Annotated in this window: 12 protein-coding genes; 8 read left to right on the forward strand and 4 right to left on the reverse strand. The window is 67.3% G+C overall.

The window, feature by feature from the left end:
- Positions 1 to 6 precede the first annotated feature (6 nt).
- Together HDA45_RS41095 and HDA45_RS41100 are read left to right on the forward strand one after the other, a co-directional pair.
- Positions 7 to 414, forward strand: coding sequence for an SRPBCC family protein (locus tag HDA45_RS41095; RefSeq protein ID WP_281401075.1), 408 nt, complete (start codon positions 7 to 9; stop codon positions 412 to 414).
- 354 nt (positions 415 to 768) lie between these two features.
- A complete protein-coding gene (locus tag HDA45_RS41100; protein ID WP_246480951.1) occupies positions 769 to 3,420 on the forward strand; it encodes an ATP-binding protein in 2,652 nt (883 codons plus the stop codon).
- Positions 3,421 to 3,491: 71 nt separating this feature from the next.
- Here HDA45_RS41100 and HDA45_RS41105 read toward each other — a convergent pair whose 3' ends face one another.
- A complete protein-coding gene (locus HDA45_RS41105; protein ID WP_184904833.1) occupies positions 3,492 to 4,724 on the reverse strand; it encodes a hypothetical protein in 1,233 nt (410 codons plus the stop codon).
- A gap of 487 nt (positions 4,725 to 5,211) precedes the next feature.
- On the opposite strand from HDA45_RS41105, the gene HDA45_RS41110 reads away from it, so the two are divergent.
- The 5 genes from HDA45_RS41110 (at position 5,212) to HDA45_RS41130 (ending at position 13,253) form a co-directional block, all read left to right on the forward strand.
- Entirely contained in the window at positions 5,212 to 8,619 is a 3,408-nt protein-coding gene (locus HDA45_RS41110; protein ID WP_184904835.1) for a CHAT domain-containing protein, read from the forward strand.
- Positions 8,616 to 9,110 carry a hypothetical protein gene (locus HDA45_RS41115; protein WP_184904837.1) on the forward strand — a complete coding sequence of 165 codons (495 nt, stop codon included), beginning with the start codon at positions 8,616 to 8,618 and terminating at the stop codon, positions 9,108 to 9,110. The genes HDA45_RS41110 and HDA45_RS41115 overlap by 4 nt, the downstream gene beginning before the upstream one ends.
- Before the next feature lie 313 nt (positions 9,111 to 9,423).
- The gene (locus HDA45_RS41120; protein WP_184904839.1) at positions 9,424 to 10,011 is read left to right on the forward strand and encodes a hypothetical protein; all 588 of its coding nucleotides are present in this window, start codon (positions 9,424 to 9,426) and stop codon (positions 10,009 to 10,011) included.
- Positions 10,012 to 10,115: 104 nt separating this feature from the next.
- Positions 10,116 to 12,890 carry a P-loop NTPase fold protein gene (locus HDA45_RS41125; protein WP_184904841.1) on the forward strand — a complete coding sequence of 925 codons (2,775 nt, stop codon included), beginning with the start codon at positions 10,116 to 10,118 and terminating at the stop codon, positions 12,888 to 12,890.
- Positions 12,891 to 13,022: 132 nt separating this feature from the next.
- Positions 13,023 to 13,253 (forward strand): hypothetical protein, encoded by a 231-nt coding sequence (locus HDA45_RS41130; RefSeq protein ID WP_184904843.1) that lies wholly within the window; start codon positions 13,023 to 13,025, stop codon positions 13,251 to 13,253.
- 72 nt (positions 13,254 to 13,325) lie between these two features.
- Here the strand turns inward: HDA45_RS41130 and HDA45_RS41135 are convergent, their stop codons facing one another.
- Positions 13,326 to 13,802 (reverse strand): hypothetical protein, encoded by a 477-nt coding sequence (locus HDA45_RS41135; RefSeq protein ID WP_184904845.1) that lies wholly within the window; start codon positions 13,800 to 13,802, stop codon positions 13,326 to 13,328.
- A gap of 76 nt (positions 13,803 to 13,878) precedes the next feature.
- Here HDA45_RS41135 and HDA45_RS41140 point away from each other — a divergent pair, with 76 nt between their 5' ends.
- The gene (locus tag HDA45_RS41140; RefSeq protein ID WP_184904847.1) at positions 13,879 to 14,637 is read left to right on the forward strand and encodes an SGNH/GDSL hydrolase family protein; all 759 of its coding nucleotides are present in this window, start codon (positions 13,879 to 13,881) and stop codon (positions 14,635 to 14,637) included.
- Here the strand turns inward: HDA45_RS41140 and HDA45_RS41145 are convergent.
- Complete coding sequence (locus HDA45_RS41145; protein WP_184904849.1) at positions 14,628 to 15,200, reverse strand: SbtR family transcriptional regulator; 573 nt, start codon at positions 15,198 to 15,200, stop codon at positions 14,628 to 14,630. The genes HDA45_RS41140 and HDA45_RS41145 overlap by 10 nt on opposite strands.
- A 47-nt stretch (positions 15,201 to 15,247) precedes the next feature.
- Positions 15,248 to 19,213: an NACHT domain-containing protein gene (locus HDA45_RS43140; protein ID WP_184904851.1), complete on the reverse strand. Its 3,966-nt coding sequence runs from the start codon at positions 19,211 to 19,213 to the stop codon at positions 15,248 to 15,250.
- Between the last annotated feature and the right edge of the window lie 3 nt (positions 19,214 to 19,216).

The following is a 19,216-nucleotide window of genomic DNA, read 5'->3' on the forward strand; positions in this document are numbered from 1 at the left end:
CAGTTCCTGGCGCATCCACCGCGCAAGGTGTGGCGCGCGCTGACCGAACCGGACCTGCTGGAACGCTGGCTTCGGATGCCGAACGACATCAAACCCGTGGTGGGCCACCGGTTCGAACTGCTAGCGGACCCCGTTCCCGCCGCCGGATTCGCCGGCGGCCCGGTCGCCTGCGAAGTGCTGGCCGTCGAGCCGGAGCGGTTGCTCAGCATCAGCTGGGGTCCGGAGTGGACGGTCACCTGGCGACTCGAGCCGGAAGGCCGGGGCACCCGGTTGTTCCTGAGCCACGAGGGCTTCGATCCCGACGACGAGTTCCAGCGGATGTCACGCCGGATCATGGGCGGTGGCTGGCGCACCGGGGTCCCGAAGGCGTTGGCGCGCGTACTGGCCGACATGGGGGACGCGATCGGACAGTGACTTTCGTCCGGCAGCGGTCAAGTTGTGAGGACGACCACGAAGCTCCTGTCGTGCGCGGAGTCAACGACTCTCGGTGACCGGCCCGAAGGCGGGTATCTCTCAACTCGGGCGCCGCTCATGGTTGGCCCGGTGGACGAGTAGTGGTCGGCGTCGGCCAGCATCTTGTGCCAGCTCGAACAAAGGTGATGCAGAGCGACCGCTCCGAATCGATGATCGCAGGTCCTGAATCGCTCAGCGGCCCTTATCCCCGCGCCGGGTTCTTGGGACCCTGGTCGTGGATTGCCGGGATGTGGCACACGCAGCGGAGGGGCGGCGATGGCAGCGAGGCGGGGTTCGCGACATCACTTGATCGTCATGGCCGACGTCGAAGGGTTCGGTGAGCGGCGTCGGACGGAACCACATCAGCGGGCGGTGCGCGATGGACTCTACGAAGTCATGAAGGCCGCGTTCACCGCGGCGAAGACGGTATGGCAGGACTGTTACCGGGAGGATCGCGGAGACGCCGTGTTCTTGCTCGTGCCGGGCGAAGTGGACAAGGCGGCGTTCATCGAGGCGATCCTGCCGATGGTGGTGACACGGCTGCGGGTGCACAACGACACACACCCGGAGGCACAGCGGATCCGGTTGCGGATCGCTTTGCACGCCGGGGAAGTCGGTTACGACGAGCACGGGGTTACGTCGTCATCGCTGACGCTGGCGTTCCGGTTGTGTGACGCACCCCCGCTGAAGGCCGCACTCGCCTCCTCTCCTGGGCTGCTGGCGGTGATCGCGTCGGACTGGTTGTTCGACGACGTCGTCCGCCACACTCCCGGTGCGGCGCCCGCGAGTTGGCGCCCGGTACCGGTCGAGGTCAAGGAGATCGCCACGACTGGCTGGATCACCTTGCCAGACCACCCCTACCCGGCGGGCGGCCTGGATCCGGCTCCACCGGACACCCGGACAGAGCACGCCGGGCGCCCCCGATCGGGAAGGGTGGTGCCCCGGCAGCTTCCGGGTTCTGTGCGGGATTTCACTGGGCGGGCCGACCACCTGGCCGCGCTCGACGCGCTGATCCCGCCTGACCCTGGCCAGCATGATGGGCGACCTCAGTCGGTGGTGATCACGGCGGTCGACGGTGCCGGCGGGATGGGCAAGACCACCCTCGCTTTGCATTGGGCCCATCGGATACAACACCGGTTCCCCGACGGCACTTTGCACATCAACCTGCGCGGATATGGGCCAGGCGTTCCCGTGACCGCGGGTGAGGCCCTCAGCGGTCTTCTGCGGGCCTTGGGTGTCGCGGCCCGCGCGATCCCCGCGGATGTCGACGCCCAGGCAGCACTGCTGAGGTCTCTGCTCTCGGGGAAACGCGCGCTGCTCCTGTTGGACAACGCTCACAGCGCCGAGCAGATCCGGCCCCTCCTGCCCGGGACCGCCGGGTGCATGGCGGTGGTCACGAGTCGTGACAGCCTGACCGGCCTCGTCGTCACCGACGCCGCTCACCGCCTCACCCTGGACCTGCTCAGCGAAGCCGAAGCGCTCGACTTGGTGTCCGGCATCCTGGGCGCCGATCGGGCGGCTGCCGAACCGGACGCCGTCGGTGAGTTGGTCCAGTTCTGCGGGCGGTTACCACTGGCGCTGCGGGTAGCGGCGAGTCGCGCCGCCGCTCACCCGCATCTGACGGTCGCCGACGTCGTCACCGAACTGGCAGATGACCGCACCCGGCTCGATGTCCTCAGCGAGTTCGGCGATGAGCGCGCCGCCGTCCGCGCGGTGTTCGACTGGTCCTACGGGCGGCTTCCGTCCGCGCAGGCACGGCTGTTCCGCCGTCTCGGCCTGCACCCAGGCCCAGACTTGTCCCTCGCGGCGGCGGCCGCGCTCGCCGAACTACCGCCCGCTGAGACCCGCCCTCTGCTGGCCGCATTGGCCAATGCCCACTTGATCGAGCCGGCCGCCGGTGGCCGGTACCGATTCCACGATCTGCTGCGCGCCTACGCCGCCGACCAAGCTCGTGGTCACGACACCGACGAAGATCGATACCGGGCACTGGAATCCATGCTGACCTTCTATGTCCACACTGTCGGCACCGCCGACCGCTTCTTCTATCGCTTGTTCCCTCAGATGCTGATGGCCGTGGCCGAACCTGCCCATCCGCACCCCATTGGCGATATCGACGAGGCCTGGGTATGGGTCACCGCAGAACGCGCCAACATCCTGGCCGTGCTTCAGTACGTTGACAAACACCAGCTAGACCACTACATCATTCCCCTTGCCCGCGCTTGCCGGTTTCTCGGCTCCACAGGCAACCCGTCCGAGCAGATTTACGCCTACGGGGCCGGGATCGCCGCGTTGAGCCGCGCCGGAAACCACACACAGGAATCGATTCTTCTTCTCGGCCGCGGTGAGTTGTCCTGTGTTTTGGGACAGTGGACGGAGGCGCGAGAAGATCTCGACCGTGCGACAACGCTGGCTCAAGAAATGGAAAATATCGAAATACAGGCGTACTGCCTCAATGCGCAAGGTCTGCTGTTGATTCAACAAGGGCGGTTCGAGCAGGCCGCGCAGTGGCTGAATCGAGCCTTACCGCTGAGCCGGGGTCTCGACGCCGGACGCCTGGAAGCGGTACTGGAAGGCAATCTCTGTATCGCACATCTCGGACTCGGCAACAGTCAGCTCGCCCTTGAACACGCCGAACACGGTTTGCGCCTGCGCCGCCAAGCACGAGACCCTGGCGAAGCCTTGGCGCTGTTGCATCTGGCACGTGCCCGGCGCCAGCTGGGCGATCCCGAGGCTGCGATCAAGCTATGTCGCGAGTCGATGGCCCTCGGCTACAAGGGACGGCTCGACCGCCACGACGCCGTCGCCGAGCCGCTCGACGTCCTGGCAACCTGTCTGCATCAGATCGGCCGCACCAGCGAAGCAATCACCTACTGGCAGAAAGCCGCCATCATCTACGATGAGTCCGGCTATCTTTCCAAAGCCGCCGAAGTCCGCCAACGCCTCACCGACGCTCAAACCCCGCCCTGATTCCCCAGGACACGTCACGCCCTCTTGGGGTGATCCGCCACTGTGTCAGGTGCTGCAGCGGTAAGGCTCGTTCAGATCCGGCCACTGGTACCACTGGTCCAAGTCGGGCCATCCGCTGAGTTGCGGCCAACGAGATTGCCATCTGTCTGCAGCCAGAGGATGACTGTGCTGTTCGTGCCCGTCCACCACAGTGGCGTGTTGCTCGCCGAATAGACGACGACGTTTCCGTCGTTCTGGACGACGAGGTAGGCGCCGCCGATGTGCCCGCCGGTGTTCGTCGTCCACAGAACATGGTACCCGGGTCCGTACAGAACGATGTTGCCATCGTTTTGAGCTACCAGGAAGTACCGGTTGTCTGCCGACTTGATGTATTGGCGAGGGTGAATTTGTTGGCCAGCGGACAGATGGTCTGAACCAAGGAATGTCAGCGAGTCTTGGCCGCCGGTGCCAGCTTGCCACGCTGCGGATCCGGCTGCGGAGTAGCCGACGAGATTCCCGTCGCTCTGCACGACTAACGTGGTTACATCTGTTGTTCCGGTCCACCAAAGTGCTGTGCTGGTGGCTGAATAGATGACGATGTTACCGTCGGTCTGGACAATCGCGCGCGCACCCGGATGACCGCTGGTACCGCTGCTCCACAAAGCCGCGGCGTTTCCCCGGTAAAGAACGAGGTTGCCATCGGACTGCATGATGAGCACTGTCTGCCCGTTCTCGGAGGCAATGTACTCGTTGGGATGCAGATATTCTCCTGCTGACAGAGTCGCTTTACCCTTGAACATGGCGGTACCCACGCCGGGGTAGGGGGCGGAGCCGCTCGGCAAGGTTCCGAACCTCCAGGCTCGCGCCACCCAACCTGTTGCTGGTGCGGGAATTGCGTTATCGGCGCGCGTGACGAGTCCTGTACCTGGCGGCGAGTTCGATTGAACGACGTCGAATCGTCCGTTGCCGTGATTGGCTATCACAACCATGGTGTGGGCGTGTGACCAGTCCTGGTCGTTGCCGTTCGCGTTGGTGTACTGGATGACGTCACCTTTGACGGCAGACTGCAGCGACACTTCCTGTGCACCGGAGTTCGCATAGCCGCTGACAACGCCACCGCCTCCGAAGGAGCCTCCGGCCGCGGCGACCCAGCGTTGCACGCTTTTGATGCACTCGCCTGGTTGGTTCCATCCGGTAGGGCGGGATGTCCCCAGTTCCGCGAGGCCGGCGTCCGCCACGCCGGCGTTGTTGAACGGCTGCACCGCATGCGCGGGGTTCGCCACGGTGACGCTGACTGATACCAGCAACAGGATGGTGAGAATCAACCTGAATGTTGGTCTTGTCGTACTCACCAACGTCGCCTCCTGGGACTGTCACGCTGAACTCGCGCCTTGCTCTGTCGGGTAGCAGTCGCGCACGCATTGCTCGTCGTTACCGGGCCATGCGGCGACATCAGAAGTGCGTTGCAGGGCCACGGCCCCCGATCTCCGTCGTCGACAACCAGGGGTGGGGAGCCATGTATTCGTCGGTTCCCTGGGAGAAGACCGTGGAAGAGCGGCATGTGCGCTGGCTTTACCTGTGTCGAATACGAGAGGGAAGTGCCGTGGTATCGCAGCCGGATCAATCCGGCGCGGCGTCACCGGCTCAAGGTAACTCCCGCTCAACCACGAAGCCGGGCACGCGCACCGACCGGCATGAGCCGGGTGCCGTTTCCGGTGAGGTTTGGTCAGGGCTGCTTGGGCGCGGTGGCGATCGGGCAGGGTCTGGTCGCGTCAGACTGGCGCGATGGTGACTTGCGTGTGCGGGGCGCCCGTGCCGATACTCGACGGGCGGGGTGAGTGGCGCATCATCGAAGATCTCGACGTGCAGGGCGTCGTCAACTTGTTGACCGGCGAGCTCGACTATGCATCGTGTGAGGCGGGCTGCCGCTTGAATGCTCGAGTCGGCTTGGTGTTCTTGGATGGGGACACGGGCCGCGTTTACGTTGCCCACGGTGATTCCGGCGACCCCACTGCCGGTCTACCAGCCGATGCGGCAGCCAACGTCAAGGTCGTCGCGGATGCCGAGGAGCTGCGGCGGGTGGTCGGCGAGCTGATCGACCGGCGACTGAGAGTTTTTCTCCCGGTGCTGACCGGTGGTCCCGAGGGGTTCGGTGACACAGGCTTCTTAGAAGAGAACTGGCGCTTGTTCACCGCGCCGGTGATGGCCGCGGTGGGGGTGGCACTGACCGGTCGGGTGCCGTCGATGAGGTTCGTCGTACAGGGTCCCGGCCGGGGACACTTCGAAGACTTCGTCGCGTCGCGGCAGTCCGGTATCTGGGCCGCGATGCTCATTGACTGGACGAACGGCGCGGGGGTCGGGTCGTTCGAGGAGGATCTGGCCGAGTATGTGGATCGCACGGCCTGTGTGGGGGATCCGCTCCGGTTCGCCGCAGGTCTGGAAGAACTTCCGGGTCCGGCAAGCGCGGTGCTCGGAAGTATGGACGTGTACCGCCGGGAGGCGTTGCGCGCCAGCCTCTATGCACGGGTTGGCCGGCCGGATCCGCTGGCGGACCGATGGGCGTGTATCTGGTTGGCGCGGGAGTTGACTATGCGACTCGCTGGTGGCTGCGGTGTGTCCGACGTGCCCGCGCTGGCGGTTTCGGCGGAGAGGCTCCGCGCCACGGTGCCCCCCGACAGCGCACGCTTCGCCGGTGCGTTTCTGCTCGGCGACGCGCTGATGGCCGACAGGGATGGCGTGACCCCGGCCCTCGACATCGAATCGTTCGTTAAGTGTCTGAAAGATGCGTTCCATGACGCTGGTTTCGACGAGCAGTTCGCGTCGATCTTCAGCGGTATGAGGGTTCCCGACCTTCGGGTCGAGCAGGCCGCGGACCGGGCCATCGAGGTGATGCGGGCCGATCGTCCGGACACGGCCGACTCTCTTGCCATTGCGAAGTCGATGGCAGCATCGCTGATCGAAGCGGGTCGTGCCGACGATCTCAAAAGAGTTGTGGAGGCAATGCGTGCCGCCGTGCCGGACACGGAGGTGGCGGGTGTGTCGCTGTGGTACTACCGCCAGCTGTTCGACATGCGCATGCCGACGCGCCTGCTTGAAGAGGCCGGCGAAACGCCGGGGCCGCAAGAAGAAAGTCTTACGCTCCTCCGCCAGGTTCAGATGCTCCAGCTGCGCACAATGGCCCTGCGGGCACTCGGGCGGAAGGTCGAGGCACTGGAGTTGCTGGATTCGGCGCCGCGGGAGGTGCTGGACGAGCCCGGAGGCAAGCAGACGCTGGGGATCGTACGTGCGCGGCTGGAGCGTGAGCTCGGTTCGCCCGTGGCGGCGCTGGCGCGGCTGGAGGCACTGCTCGCGGAGGTTGGCAACCCTCAACCGCCTCTGCATGAGTCGCTGATGGCGACGTTGCTGCGGTTCGGCAGGTACAGGGAGGCCGCCGGCCATGGACGCGCGGCTCACACAGGTGCGTTACGGGACAGGATGACATGGCCGGTCGGGAGGTACGCGGCGCAGACGATGTGGTGCCAGGCACTGAACGGTCGTGATCCCGACGATGACCTGATCGGCGACGCGCTCGGCGATGGCCAGTTGGCGGATTCCGAACGGGACATGTTCGCGGCGACCGCGCTCCTCACACCAGGCATAGCCGAGTCCGACCCTGCCCTCCGTGAGTTTCTCGACCGCGTCCGAGCCGACTTGGAGCATGTGCTCGACCAGGCACTGGCTGAGCGAGACGTTTCCACGGCGAGCCGCGCGCTGCACGTGGCAGCGTTGTACGACCAGGTGTACCGGCCGGACGAAGCCCTGGACTCCTGGCAACGCCTGGCGTCCGTGATGGCGGAAATGTGCGATCACACGACTACGGAAGGCCATCTCTTCGCCGCGGCGCACCTCATCGCAGCCGACCAACTGCTCGCGGCAAGACATCTGCTGAAACAAGAACTGGGCAACCCTGCGCTGCTGCTCGGCCACGACAGCAACATGCGCACCGCCGCGCTGGCTGGCACGCACACTGCCCGGGAGGTCGATCTGGTCACCAGTGCGATGTTCGCCGAACCTGCTGCCACTCCGGCGGACCTGCGGCTTGCCGGTGAACTTCGCCGGGGGATCGCCGGCCGGAATGCTCGACGCTCGGATGGGGAACCGGCGTGGTGCCGGCACGGACTCGACGACGATGTGGTGGCCGAGATCGCGCCGAGCCAAGGCCGGGTCGGGGTGCTTGAATGGGTGACCGACGGTATCAGTACACGTGCGCTGTTCACCGTGGTCGACGCCGCCGGGGCCGTCGCTAGCGCGGTCGTTCCGCTGCCGGACGTCGACCTCGCTCGACTGGCGTCGCGGATACGGTCGCGGTTGTCGACGTGGAGGCCAGGGCGGGAAGGCGACCCGTTCGGCGTCGCCGAGTGGCAGACCTGCAGGGCGTGGCTGGAGCGGCTGCTCGACGGTCGACTCACCCACGATGACCATCTGGTGGTCGTCCCGTTCTCCGGCTGGCGGCAACTGCCCTGGCATACCGCCGCGTTCGACCGCGTGACCTGCTCCTACGAGCCGGGATGGGTGGCATTGTTGTCCACTGTGGCCGGTGAGCGGTTGCAGGAACGTTTCAGCGAGGGTGTGGTCGCGGTGCCGCGTGTCGGCGACTCAGCAGAGATCACCGACGCGATGGCCCGGTACGTGGCCGGTTGCGGTGACGGCGTGCGCGCGCTGGAAGGCGTCGCGGCAGATCGTGATGCGGTGACAGGCCTGATGACCGAGGTCGATCTCGCGACCCTGCTCACCCACGGGTACACCAGCGCGTCGGAGACCGAGGTAGCGCTGATGCTCGCAGCAGATGGCGCGCTACCGCTCGCGCACTCGGTCGCCGCGTCCAGCGCGCGTGGCCGGGTGCATCGGTTCGGATGGCGGGAGTACGCCGAACTGACCAAAGCGCCCCGGGTGATCCTGTCCGCGGCCTGCGGCACAGGAGGTGGCCACATCGTCGGCCTCGGCGAGCATCTGGGTCTCTATAACGTCCTGAGCCCGGTCGGCCTGCAAGCCTACGTCGCGCCGCAATGGGACATCATGGCCTCCGATGTCCTCCCGATCCTCGGTGACATCCGCGCGCGCCTGTTGGCCCGGGAGGCCGGGCTGGGCGAGTGTGTCCGGCAGGCTGTGCGGCACGCGATCGACCAAGGCAGCCCGGCATGGTCTGCCCACGCCCTCATCCTCGAAGGAGACTGGCGATGACGCCCTCATTCGCTGACGAACTCAACACTCGCGCGATCGACACCGACGGCGTCCATCAGGCGCTGCGCTACTACCTGGCCGAACGGCTCGATGACCTGCCACCGGAAGACATGCTCGAGAAGATGTACGACGCCGCCGGAAAAGACCGTGTCGACGCGGTCCACTCCGACCTGACACGCGATCCCCGGGCGCTGGAAAGCGCTGCTTTGGCCGTGCTCTCCGCAGCCTGGTCGGACGAGTCCGAGCAGAACCGGATTCGTGCGGTGCTGACCGAGACCAAGGGCAAACTGCCCGTGATCGAGGTCGGGATCATCGCGATCGCCTGCATGTACGGCATGTACCTGCGCACCACCCGTGGCATCAAGAGGTACGAGAAGACCACGACCCGCAAACCGGACGGCACTTTTGTGGAGAAAGAGAAGATCGAGTACACCGACCCAACCCGCCCCCTCGGAGCGATCACCGACATTTTCCGGCAGATCCGTCAATAGCCTTCGAACAGCCACTGGCCGTCGGTCCGCTCCAGCGCGGCGAGACGTGCTGCCGGTCCGTGGCACAGAGCGGCGATGGTCGTGCCCTCTGGGATTACGGAAAGGCGTCGTGGATCTGCTCGGAAACACGCGGCTGCGGACGAATGACGCGCGCAATGGAGACAATAGGTCAACAGTCGCCTAGGTCATCGAGTCGGAGATTCGGCACTTAGGGGCGGCCATAGGGGCGCGTAGTCGCAATCCAGGTCTTGAGCGCGCAAATTCATGGTAGTAACAAGGTGCGGATCTTGAGGCCGAATGAGGGGGAGTTGTCGTGATCATCTGGGGAAACGAGGGGAACAGACTCCGTCGTTTCGCGCGGGCCGGGGTGGCGCTGCTGGCGTCCGGAGCGGTTCTGCTACCTGGGGCTGCGAGCGCATCCGCCGCCCCGACCGGCGGGATCATGTACTACCACAACGGTTTTGAGTCTCCTGACCAGCGCAACGCGTGGACACTGACTCGGGAAGGTGACGGAGTCGCGACTGACGTCGGCTATCAGCCCTGGGCGCGCACCGGACAGTGCCTTGGCTATCTCTACGCGCACTATGGGACAGTCCGGTATGGGATCTGGGTCGGAATACCCGCTAACAGTATTGCGTGCTCGGCTCGCATTCATATCGCCCACGGGCTCTGCGCCCAGGGTGCCACGTTGTTTTCGGCAATTGACCAGCGCGGCGAATATCGTGCGACGACAAGTTCGGTGCCGCTTCCCCCTACCGGCTACGCGCCGGTCACCCTCACCGACATTCCGCTGCGCCCAGGCGACACCGCGTTGCGGTTCGTTGTCACACTGGCCGGAGTGGGAGACCCTGGTCAAGGCACGAAGTATGTCGACGATCTCGAAGTCCAGTGCAGCTACTAGCGCCGTCTCGAGATGATCAGTCCGCCCGTCCCGGCGGCCCTTCGATCGGGCGAAAGCCGGATCCGGTTGTAACGGAGGCCCCGTTCTCGACGAGTCAGGAATAGATGAACGCACAGGAGTTCGGCGACGACGTGGTTCCGCTCCAGACTGTCGACGGGGTCTCCTACGCCGTCGCGCTGACCGAACAACCGTGGGACCTCCCGGTCGACGCGCTGGCGATCTCCGTCGGCGCTCTCTACGGCGGCGTCGGCGACGCGATGAAGGAGAAGTTCCCCCGCGCCGCCTGGCGCAAGGTCGACCTCTCATCGATCACCACCGCCGAGCCCGTTGTGCTGGACCTGAGCGCGCACACGGGCGGTCGGCGGCTGCGCCTCGCCGTCCTCGCCACGCCCCACGACAAGTACAACGACCCGACCCCGGACGCGATCACGACGGCGACGACCGCGGCCATCATCACGGCCGCGAGCGCCGGAGTGTCCGCCATCGCACTCCCGCTGTTCGCCACCGGACGTCTCGGACTGCAGGCGTCCATCTCCGCCCGAGCGGTCATTCGGGGCGCGCTGGCCGCGAAGTCCAGCCTCCGCGAAGTCATCTTGTTCTCCGACTACGCCAGCAATATCGACGCGATCCGTAAGCAATGGGCCACCGACGTATCGGGCTCTGAGGCCTTGTCCGAACCGGATTCCATCGTGCCCGAGCCGTCCCCGGTCCCGCTGGTGCCGGTGTTCTCCGACCACGAGCTCGCCGGCGGTGTCGCCCGTGACCTGGTCGACCCGAACGAGAGCATCCCGCTGACCGAGGACCACCTTGGCGTCACCCCGTACGTCTCCATGTTGGCCACGGTCATCGCCGCCAAGGACACGCCACTGCCGCTGTCGATCGGCGTCTTCGGTGAGTGGGGCGCCGGCAAGAGTTTCTTCATGGGCATGCTGCGCGGCCAGGTCAAAGCTCTGGAAGGCAACCCCGGCCACTGCGCGAAGATCGCCCAGGTCGGCTTCAACGCCTGGCATTACGCCGACGCCAACCTCTGGGCCAGCCTCGGCGACGAGATTTTCCGGCAGCTCGCCGAACCCGCTCGGCGCCCCGGCGAACCGGACGCCGAGCACCAGGCTCGGCTTCGGGAAGGAGCCCGGCTGCGCGAGCAACTGGCCGCCGAACTGGAACAGCGCAAGCAGCTCACCGCGGTGACCGAACGCGCCCAGGCCGAGGCCGCCGTGCTGAAACGCCGGATCGGTGAAGCCGAACACGAGCGCAAGGTACGGATCGGCGACCTGCTGAGCGCGCTGCGGAGGTCACGTGCCTTTCAAGAGGAGTACGACGGGCTGTGGAGCAAACTCGGTGTTGGCGACCTGGCCGATCAGGGACGGCTGCTGGCCGACGAGATGCGCGGCGCGCAGGGCGAAACCGAGGCGCTGAGCCGGATCGCGCGTTACCGGCACGGCAAGGCCGCACTGGCCACCGCCGCCGTCGTGCTGGTGGCCGGCGTGGCACTCACAGCCCTCATGCCCGATGTGAAGGCGTGGCTGGCCGGCGTCGGCGCCGTGTTCGTCCCTCTGGCCACGACCGGGCTGGCGATGGTGGGTCTCGCGCGCGCCGGCCTGCGCCGCCTGCGGGTGCTCGCCGAGGACCTGCGCGGGGGGTTGGTCGAAGGCGCCCAGCAGGAGCTGCTCGCGTTGCGTAAGGCTGAAGCCGACGAGCAGATCGCCGAACAGCAGCTTGCTGAGGTCGTCACCCGGATCGGGGAGCTGGGCCGGCAGCTCACGGAGCTGACCCCGGGCCGGCGGCTCTACGCCTTCCTCGCCGAACGGTCGCGCGGTGAGGACTACCGGGGCAACCTCGGCCTGATCTCCACCATCCGCAAGGACTTCGAAAAGCTCGTCGCGTTGATGAGCGCGCCCGTGGCCGACGGCGAGGAGGGCACCCGCCCGCTGGACCGGATCGTGCTCTACATCGACGACCTCGACCGGTGCAGCCCGCAACAGGTCGTCGACGTCCTGCAGGCCGTGCACCTGCTGCTCGCGTTCGACTTGTTCGTGGTGGTCGTCGGGGTCGACCCGCGGTGGCTGCTGCGGTCGCTGAGCACGCACTACGACCGGTTGATCGAAGCCGACGCCGTCGTGCGCGCGGACGGCTGGCATGTGACGCCCGAGGACTACCTGGAGAAGATCCTCAACATTCCGCTTGTGCTGCCGCGGATGCCGGCGGGCAGCCTTCAACGGCTGCTGTGGTCGATGGCCGAAACCCCGGCCGTCGCCGAGACAGGTGAGCAGCGGCCGACCGCGCGGGCGCACGACGAGGAGACCAGCGTCGTGACCCCATCGGGTGTTGCGGCGCCGCACATCCCGGTCGAGCCCGGCTCACAGATGGCCGTGCAACTGGACCCGGATCGCCCGGCCGAGGTCCCGCGGCCGCTGACCGATCCGGAGATCGCCTTGCTGTCGAAGCTGGACAGGCTGATCGACACACCCCGGGACGCGAAGCGCCTGATCAACCTGTACCGCATGCTCCGGACCACCCGTGATTTGTCCGACGCCTCGACGTTCCTCGGCGGCGAGTACGAGGCGGTGGCCGTGCTGCTGGGAACGTGCACCGCACACGGCCGCCTGCTCGGCCGCTTCGCCGACGCGCTGCTGCGGGCGGCGCCGGAGACACCATGGGGGGACTTCGTCGGGCGACTGCGGCCAGTGGAGCGAGACGATCACTGGATGAGCGAGGCCGTGGGCCGGGTTCCCGCGGACGAAGCCGTGCAGTGGGAGCACCTTCACGCCAGCCTGGACGAGCTCACCGCCGCGGTGACGCTGCCCGACGTCCGTGCTTTCCAGACTTGGGTGCCGCGGGTCCGGCGGTTCTCCTACGTGCTCTCACCCGGGACCCGCTGAGGCTCGTCGTCCTCGCCGACCCGGATGGGCATGAGCGCCTTCCGGGGAATCCGCCCGTTCGCCAGACAAGCGAGCCCGTTTCGTGATTACCTGCGCGAGCACGTGTTCCAACAGAAAACTGGGGATGTACAAGTGAAGAAGAAGATCGCGGCAACCGCCGCCGTCATGGGCGCGCTGGCGTCAACGATCGCGTTCGCGCAGCCCGCCAGTGCGGGCGTCGACCCGAGGTACTACTACGAGTCCAGCTGGTCGACTGAGGGCGACTGCAAGCTCAACGGCCACACCGGCCAGCAGCAAGGCAGGTGGAAGGCTTACTTCTGCTCTGCGGAGACCTACACGTGGGACCTCTACGTCAAGCGGTGACCCGCGATGTCGTGGGGACCTGACGGACTGCCAGAGGGTCCCCACGACCGTCGAACCGGCGATCGCGGGACGTCACCGCCAGAAGGAAACCAACCAGCACCACCACAGGTGGGCCCGCGCTCGGGATTTCTCCATCCGCACGCCGTGATGCCACAGCACCAGGAAGACGGTGGCGCCCGCGCCGACCAGGGTCAGCGCACTGCCCACGACGATCACGCCGGTGTGCTTGTCACCTTCGTCGAATTCCGCGCGTCGCTCGTCCGGCCACACCCGGATGTGTACCCGGCTCCCCGGGTGGATCTTGCGTCCGTTGCGGTGCTCGAAGGTTTCCGTCCTCGTCACCCCGTCGAGTCCGGTGTATTCGACGTCCGTGATCGGGCCCATCCGGAACGTGGTCGCCACGACCCTTCCCGGGAGGAGCCCCGCCGAGCGGTTGACATCCACGGCGAGGGAAACACCGAGCCACAGCACCGCGAGCCCGCACCCCAGCAACATCAGCGGAAGCCACAACACGGCCATCCCGGGCAGCCGGGACCTCGAAGACGTCATGCCCTCAGTACGCCCAGGACACGGTCGCGGTTGCCCCAGCGCTCTCCGGACCGGACTGCGCCAGTAGCATCGGCGTATGACCAACCGCTTAGTTTGTCTAGGTGATTCCTTCACCGAGGGTGTCGGCGACGAGGACCCGTCGTCCCCCAACGGCGTCCGCGGCTGGGCAGACCGCGTCGCGGGCCAGCTCGCGGGCAATCACCAGGACTTCCGCTACGCGAACCTCGCGATCCGCGGCAAGCTCCTCGGGCAGGTTCTCGCGGAACAGCTCGACACGGCGCTCGCGCTGAACCCGGACCTCGTGACGCTGTACGCGGGCGGCAACGACCTGATGCGGCCGAAGGTCGACATCGACGCCCTCCTCGACGACTACGACGCCGCGGTCGGCAAGATCGTCGCCACCGGCGCTCGCGTCGTTCTCTTCACCGGTGTCGACGGGGTCGAGGACGCGCTGTTCCGCCGGATCCGGGGCCGCGTCGCGATCTACAACGAGCACGTCCGCGGAATCGCTGCGCGGCACGGGGCACTGCTCGTGGACATGTGGTCGATGCGTCAACTGCGTGACCGGCGCCTGTGGGCACCGGACCGCCTGCACCTGAACTCCTTGGGGCACAACGAGATCGCCATCGCCGTCCTCGACGCTCTCGGCGAACCGCACAAGCTCACGCCCGCCGAACTCGGACCACGTCCGCTGCTCAGCCCGCAGGCACGGCGTACGGAGAACCTGCAGTGGGGCAAGGAGCACGCCGTCCCGTGGATCAGGCGACGGCTGCGTGGCGAGTCCTCTGGAGACGCGCTTGCGCCGAAGCGGCCGACGATGGATCCCTACGCCTGACGCGGCCGAAGTCCGTCGAAGAGAATGCAGATCGTCCGGGTCCGTAACTCGGGTCCGGCGTGCTCCGCCGCCTTCGCCGTGCCGATGATGACGGGGATCAGTTCGTCGACGCAGAGGTCCTTGCGGACGTCGCCGGTGTCCTGCGCGCGATTGAGGAGTACGCCGAGCGCCTCCTTGAGCCGGACGCCGATGACCGATCCCGTGGTCGGCACGCTGACTCCGGCCGCTGACAGGGCTTCGAAGTAGGCGTTCTTGGCGCCCGCCATCTCGATCCAGCCGGTGAGGAAGCCGAAGAACGCCACTCCCGGATCGGGCGACTCAGCGGCGACGGTGGCTTCCGCTTCGTCGGCGAAGCGGTGAAGGCGCGCGTAAAGAACGGCTTCCAGCAGGGCTTCCTTCGTCGGGAAGTGCCGGAAAACCGTGCCGACCCCGACGCCTGCTTCACGGGCGACTACTTCGGTCGGCGCACTGGTGCCCTTGGCTGTGAAGACGCGCTCCGCAGCCTCCAACACCCTTGTCCGGTTACGGCGGGCATCGGCTCGGAGCGGTCTCTCGTCCGTCACAAGCGGGGATCCTAGACCCGGTGTCGAGGGCGGTACCGGCGGCCGGGTCACCCGTGTCCCGCTTTCTCCAGTACAGCGAGATCCCAGCCGGTGGCCACGACCAGCCGGGCTTCTTGCGCGAAGTACCGCACCGAGCCGACCGGGCCCGCGAAGTCGAACGTGGCCATCTCCCTGGCGGTCCCCAGGTCCCACAGCCGCACGGTGTCGTCGTTTCCGATGGTGACGACCGCGGGACGGCCGTCGATCGTCAGGCAGCCGACCCGGCGTACCGGTTCGGCGAGGCCGTGCAGCGTGGACAGGCGCTCGTCGTGGACCAGATCCCAGATCTGAACGGTCCGGTCGAGACAGGCGAGTACGGCCACCGGACCGTTCCCTCGCACCGACTCCTGGACGGTCAGCGCGTGCGCGGGTGGCGCGGCCAGGGGAGTGCGGGTCAAAGCGGCGAGGTCCCAGACACCGGTGCTGTTGTCGCGCAGGCTGTTGACGACGGCTACCGGTCGGCCGCCGATCGTGGTGGTGGCGATGACACCCCCACCGGCGGAGTCCGGCAAGGTCGCGAGCATCTCACCGGTGGCCAGATTCCACATCCGTACCGGACCCACGTGCCCACCGGTCAGCAGGACGGGGTCGCCGCCGACGCTGGTGACGGCGATGGTACGTACCGGTCCCTCGTGCTCATCGAGGACCCAGGTGAGGTCACCGGCGGCGAGGTCCCACACCCGGACAGTCCCGTCGCTGCTCGCGCTGAGCGCCGTTCGCCTGCCGCCCACTTCGGTGCACGAGACGAGATACACGAGCCCGGAGTGCCCCTGCAGGGTGTACGCCGGTTGGCCGGTGTCCAGATCCCACACCCCGACCGTGCCGTCGCCCACTCCGGTGACAGCCACGGGGCGGTCGTCGACGACGGTGCACGCCACGTCGTACACGGGCGCCCCATGACCGGTCAGGACGCAGCGGATTTCGCCGGTCAGCATGTCCCAGACGCGGGCCGTCCGGTCTTCGCTGACGCTGACCACCACCGTGCGGCCGGCCGTGACGGCTCCGTCGAGGGCCGTGACTTCGGCTGTGTGACCGGCCGCGGCCAGTCCACCCGAGGCCGCGATCGTGAGGTCCCAGCCGCGAACGGACCCGTCGTCGCTCGCCGTCACCGCGAGCGGATGACCGTCCACCTCGACACAGGTGACCGCGTTGACCCAGCTCCGGTGCCCGGTGAGGGTCGCGCGCGACTCGCCGGTCGCCAGGTCGCGAACGCGGACCGTCCCCTGGTCACTGGCGATGACGGCGACCGGCCGACCGTCGAGGATGGTGCAGGTGACGGCATTGGCCCACCCGTCGCCGCGGCCCATCTCCGCGCGTGCCGCGCCGGTGCGGACATCCCAGACCTTGGTGCTGTCGCTCGCGGTCACCACCACCGGTTCCCCGTCGAGTTCCGCGAGAGCCAGGTCCATCGCCTGCTCATGCGGGCCGACAAGCCTCGACAACGTGCCCTCGGCGAGATCCCAGAGCCGGATCACGCCGTCGCTGCCGAGGGTTGCAGCTGTCGGACGGCCGGCGACCAACCCGTAGGCGACGGCCTTGACCCACCCTCGACGTCCATTCAGGACGGTGCGGTCATGGGTGACGAGATCCACGACGTGGAGCGAGCCGTCTTCGCCGCCGGTGACCGCGATGGGAACGCCGTCGAGAGTCCCGTACGCAACGGCGTGGATGCAGTCCTGCTCGCTGGGGTACCCGGTCCGGGCGCCGGTGATCAGGTCCCACGTCCACACCGTCCCCTCGTCGTCCCCGATGATCACCAGCGGCCGATCCGGAGCCGTGGCGCACGAGACCGGGTCCGATTCGGGAAGCTCGAAGGTGGCACCCGGAAGCCCGGTGGTGAGTTCCCACGTGCGGACCGTCCGTCCGGCGCCGATGGTGACGGCCATGGCGTTGCCGCGCACGCTCGTGCAGGCCACCGACGTCACGCTCCCGCCGCCCGGGAGGGTCGTTCTCAGCGCGGGGCTGATCTGTTGGCCTGTCGCCCATCGCGTGGCCCAGACCAGGTTCCGGGAGAGATCGCGGTGAAGATCTCCAGCGTTGAAGCGGGCGGCGTCCATGGCGAGAAGCTGCTGACGGCGTCGATGATCCAGATGACGGTGGACGGACGCGGACGCCCGATAGATCGCGCCGCCGGTCTGGACGGGCGCGCCGTGCAGGGCCCGCAACAGATCATCCGGGGAGGCGTGCACGAGGAAATCGGTATCGGCCAGCATGCGGTCGAGCAGGCCTGCGGCGGCCGCATGAGTGGCCAGATGGCGGCGGAGGTACGGGTGCGCGACCGTCCACTCGCGACGGCCGGACGGATCGGCGGGCACCAGATCCAGGAGCGCGAAGGTGATCGCCCGGTGAGAGTCCGCGTCCTGGAAGGAACGGCGGAGGTAGCCCGCCATGGTTTCGTGGAACAACCGGTGGACGGGACCGTCCGCCGAAGGGCGTTCCGCGATGTACTCACCCGCGGTTTCGAGGAGCCAGTGCACGTCTTCGGCGGTGCACCGCTCGCCTGAGAGCGCGGTGGCCATGGCGGACCAGACGGCCGACCGGGGCAGACCGGCTCCTTGCGCGTACGCGAGCGGCCGCAGCAGGCGTTCGACTTTTCTCCGCTGGTCGCCGAACCGGGCGAGGTAGGTGGAGTAGGCCTGGTTGATGTCGTTCGGCAGCCGGTTTTTCCAGCCGGGTTCCGTGGTGTCGACGGTGATCTGGCCTTTGACGACGGCGCTAGCCGTCACCTGGGCGTAGAGGAACATGTGACCGGCCGATGCGGCGATCACCTCGCCGACCTCGGTGGCGTCCTCGAATCGGCCGCGGTAGGGGGAAAGGCTGTCCGGGTCCTGGGCGTCGAGGAGGACGTCCCGTGCGTAGGAAGCGAGGTCCTTGGAGGTGAGATGGCCCGCGGCGTCCAGATCGATCACCGCGACTCCCGTGCCCAATTCCGGCAGGAGCGGACGGCGCGAGCCGATCACGAGCCGCACTTCGGGAAGCGTGGTGAACGGCCGCAGCATCCTGGCGAAGTGCCCGCTGTCCGGGGCCTCGTCCAGACCGTCGACGATCACCAGGAGCGGGGTGTCGCGCACGCTCAGCATGAGCTGGAGTTCGTCATGGCTCGCTCGAGGGTTTCCGAGCACGGTGGCCAGTTCGGCGAAAACGTCGTCCCCGCGCGCGTGCAGCGCCAGGACGTCCATCTCGGGTCCGGGTTCGGGCTCCGGGCGCAGATGACGGCGGGCCGGGTGACGCCGGTCGGTGAGCATGAGCAGCCTGCCCAGCAGCGCGGTCTTGCCCGAGCCGGGATCGCCGACCACGACCCGGGCGCGGCGGTCGTGCGTGCCGGATCCCAGCCAGGACAGGAGTTCGGCGAGCGCCGTCGTCCGTGCGGCGAAGTAGTCTCCCGGGTCGCTCACATTCCGCACGCCGCGACCGGATATGCCGAAGCGGGCGTTGTCGAGCCGATGCAACTCGGCGATGCGGGCGTGGTCGACGGCCCCGCTGCCGCGTGGGACATGGAAGAACGGTCCGGTACCCGGGTTGTCGACCGTGGAGTACGTCGCGCACTGTCGCCTGCCGTGCTGGGTGAAGTAGACGTTGATCTCCTGCACGATCTCTTCGACACCAGGACTGCGGCCGAGCGAGCCGAGGGCGTGCTCGAGCGCGTCGACGAAGGCGTTGTCGCCGGCCGTCTCCTTGCCGCGTGCCGCGGCCAGCGTCCAGCGCCCCACCGGCTGTGACTGGGTCGCCGCCAGATCGGCCGCCACGGCGGCGACCTCGCCGCCACCGGCTCCGGCGTAACAGGTAAGGAACGCGAGAATCCCCGCGATGCCGGCGATGACGCACACGCTGTCGGCGACATCGGTGCCGAACGTCGTCACGATCGGCCCGAAGCCGACGACGATGCCGAGCGTTTGCCCGGCGACGACCACGAAGCCGCCGACGAGGAACGCGAACAGGCAGATTCTGGTCGCGGCCAGCAGTATCCGGTACACGGT

Source organism: Amycolatopsis umgeniensis (assembly GCF_014205155.1).
Taxonomy (GTDB): Bacteria; Actinomycetota; Actinomycetes; order Mycobacteriales; family Pseudonocardiaceae; genus Amycolatopsis; species Amycolatopsis umgeniensis.

Coding starts and splice junctions, on each gene's coding strand:
- HDA45_RS41100 (WP_246480951.1), top strand. CDS start 769: ATGGCCGACGTCGAAGGGTTCGGTGAGCGGCGTCGGACGGAACCACAT.
- HDA45_RS41115 (WP_184904837.1), top strand. CDS start 8,616: ATGACGCCCTCATTCGCTGACGAACTCAACACTCGCGCGATCGACACC.
- HDA45_RS41125 (WP_184904841.1), top strand. CDS start 10,116: ATGAACGCACAGGAGTTCGGCGACGACGTGGTTCCGCTCCAGACTGTC.
- HDA45_RS41135 (WP_184904845.1), bottom strand. CDS start 13,802: ATGACGTCTTCGAGGTCCCGGCTGCCCGGGATGGCCGTGTTGTGGCTT.
- HDA45_RS41140 (WP_184904847.1), top strand. CDS start 13,879: ATGACCAACCGCTTAGTTTGTCTAGGTGATTCCTTCACCGAGGGTGTC.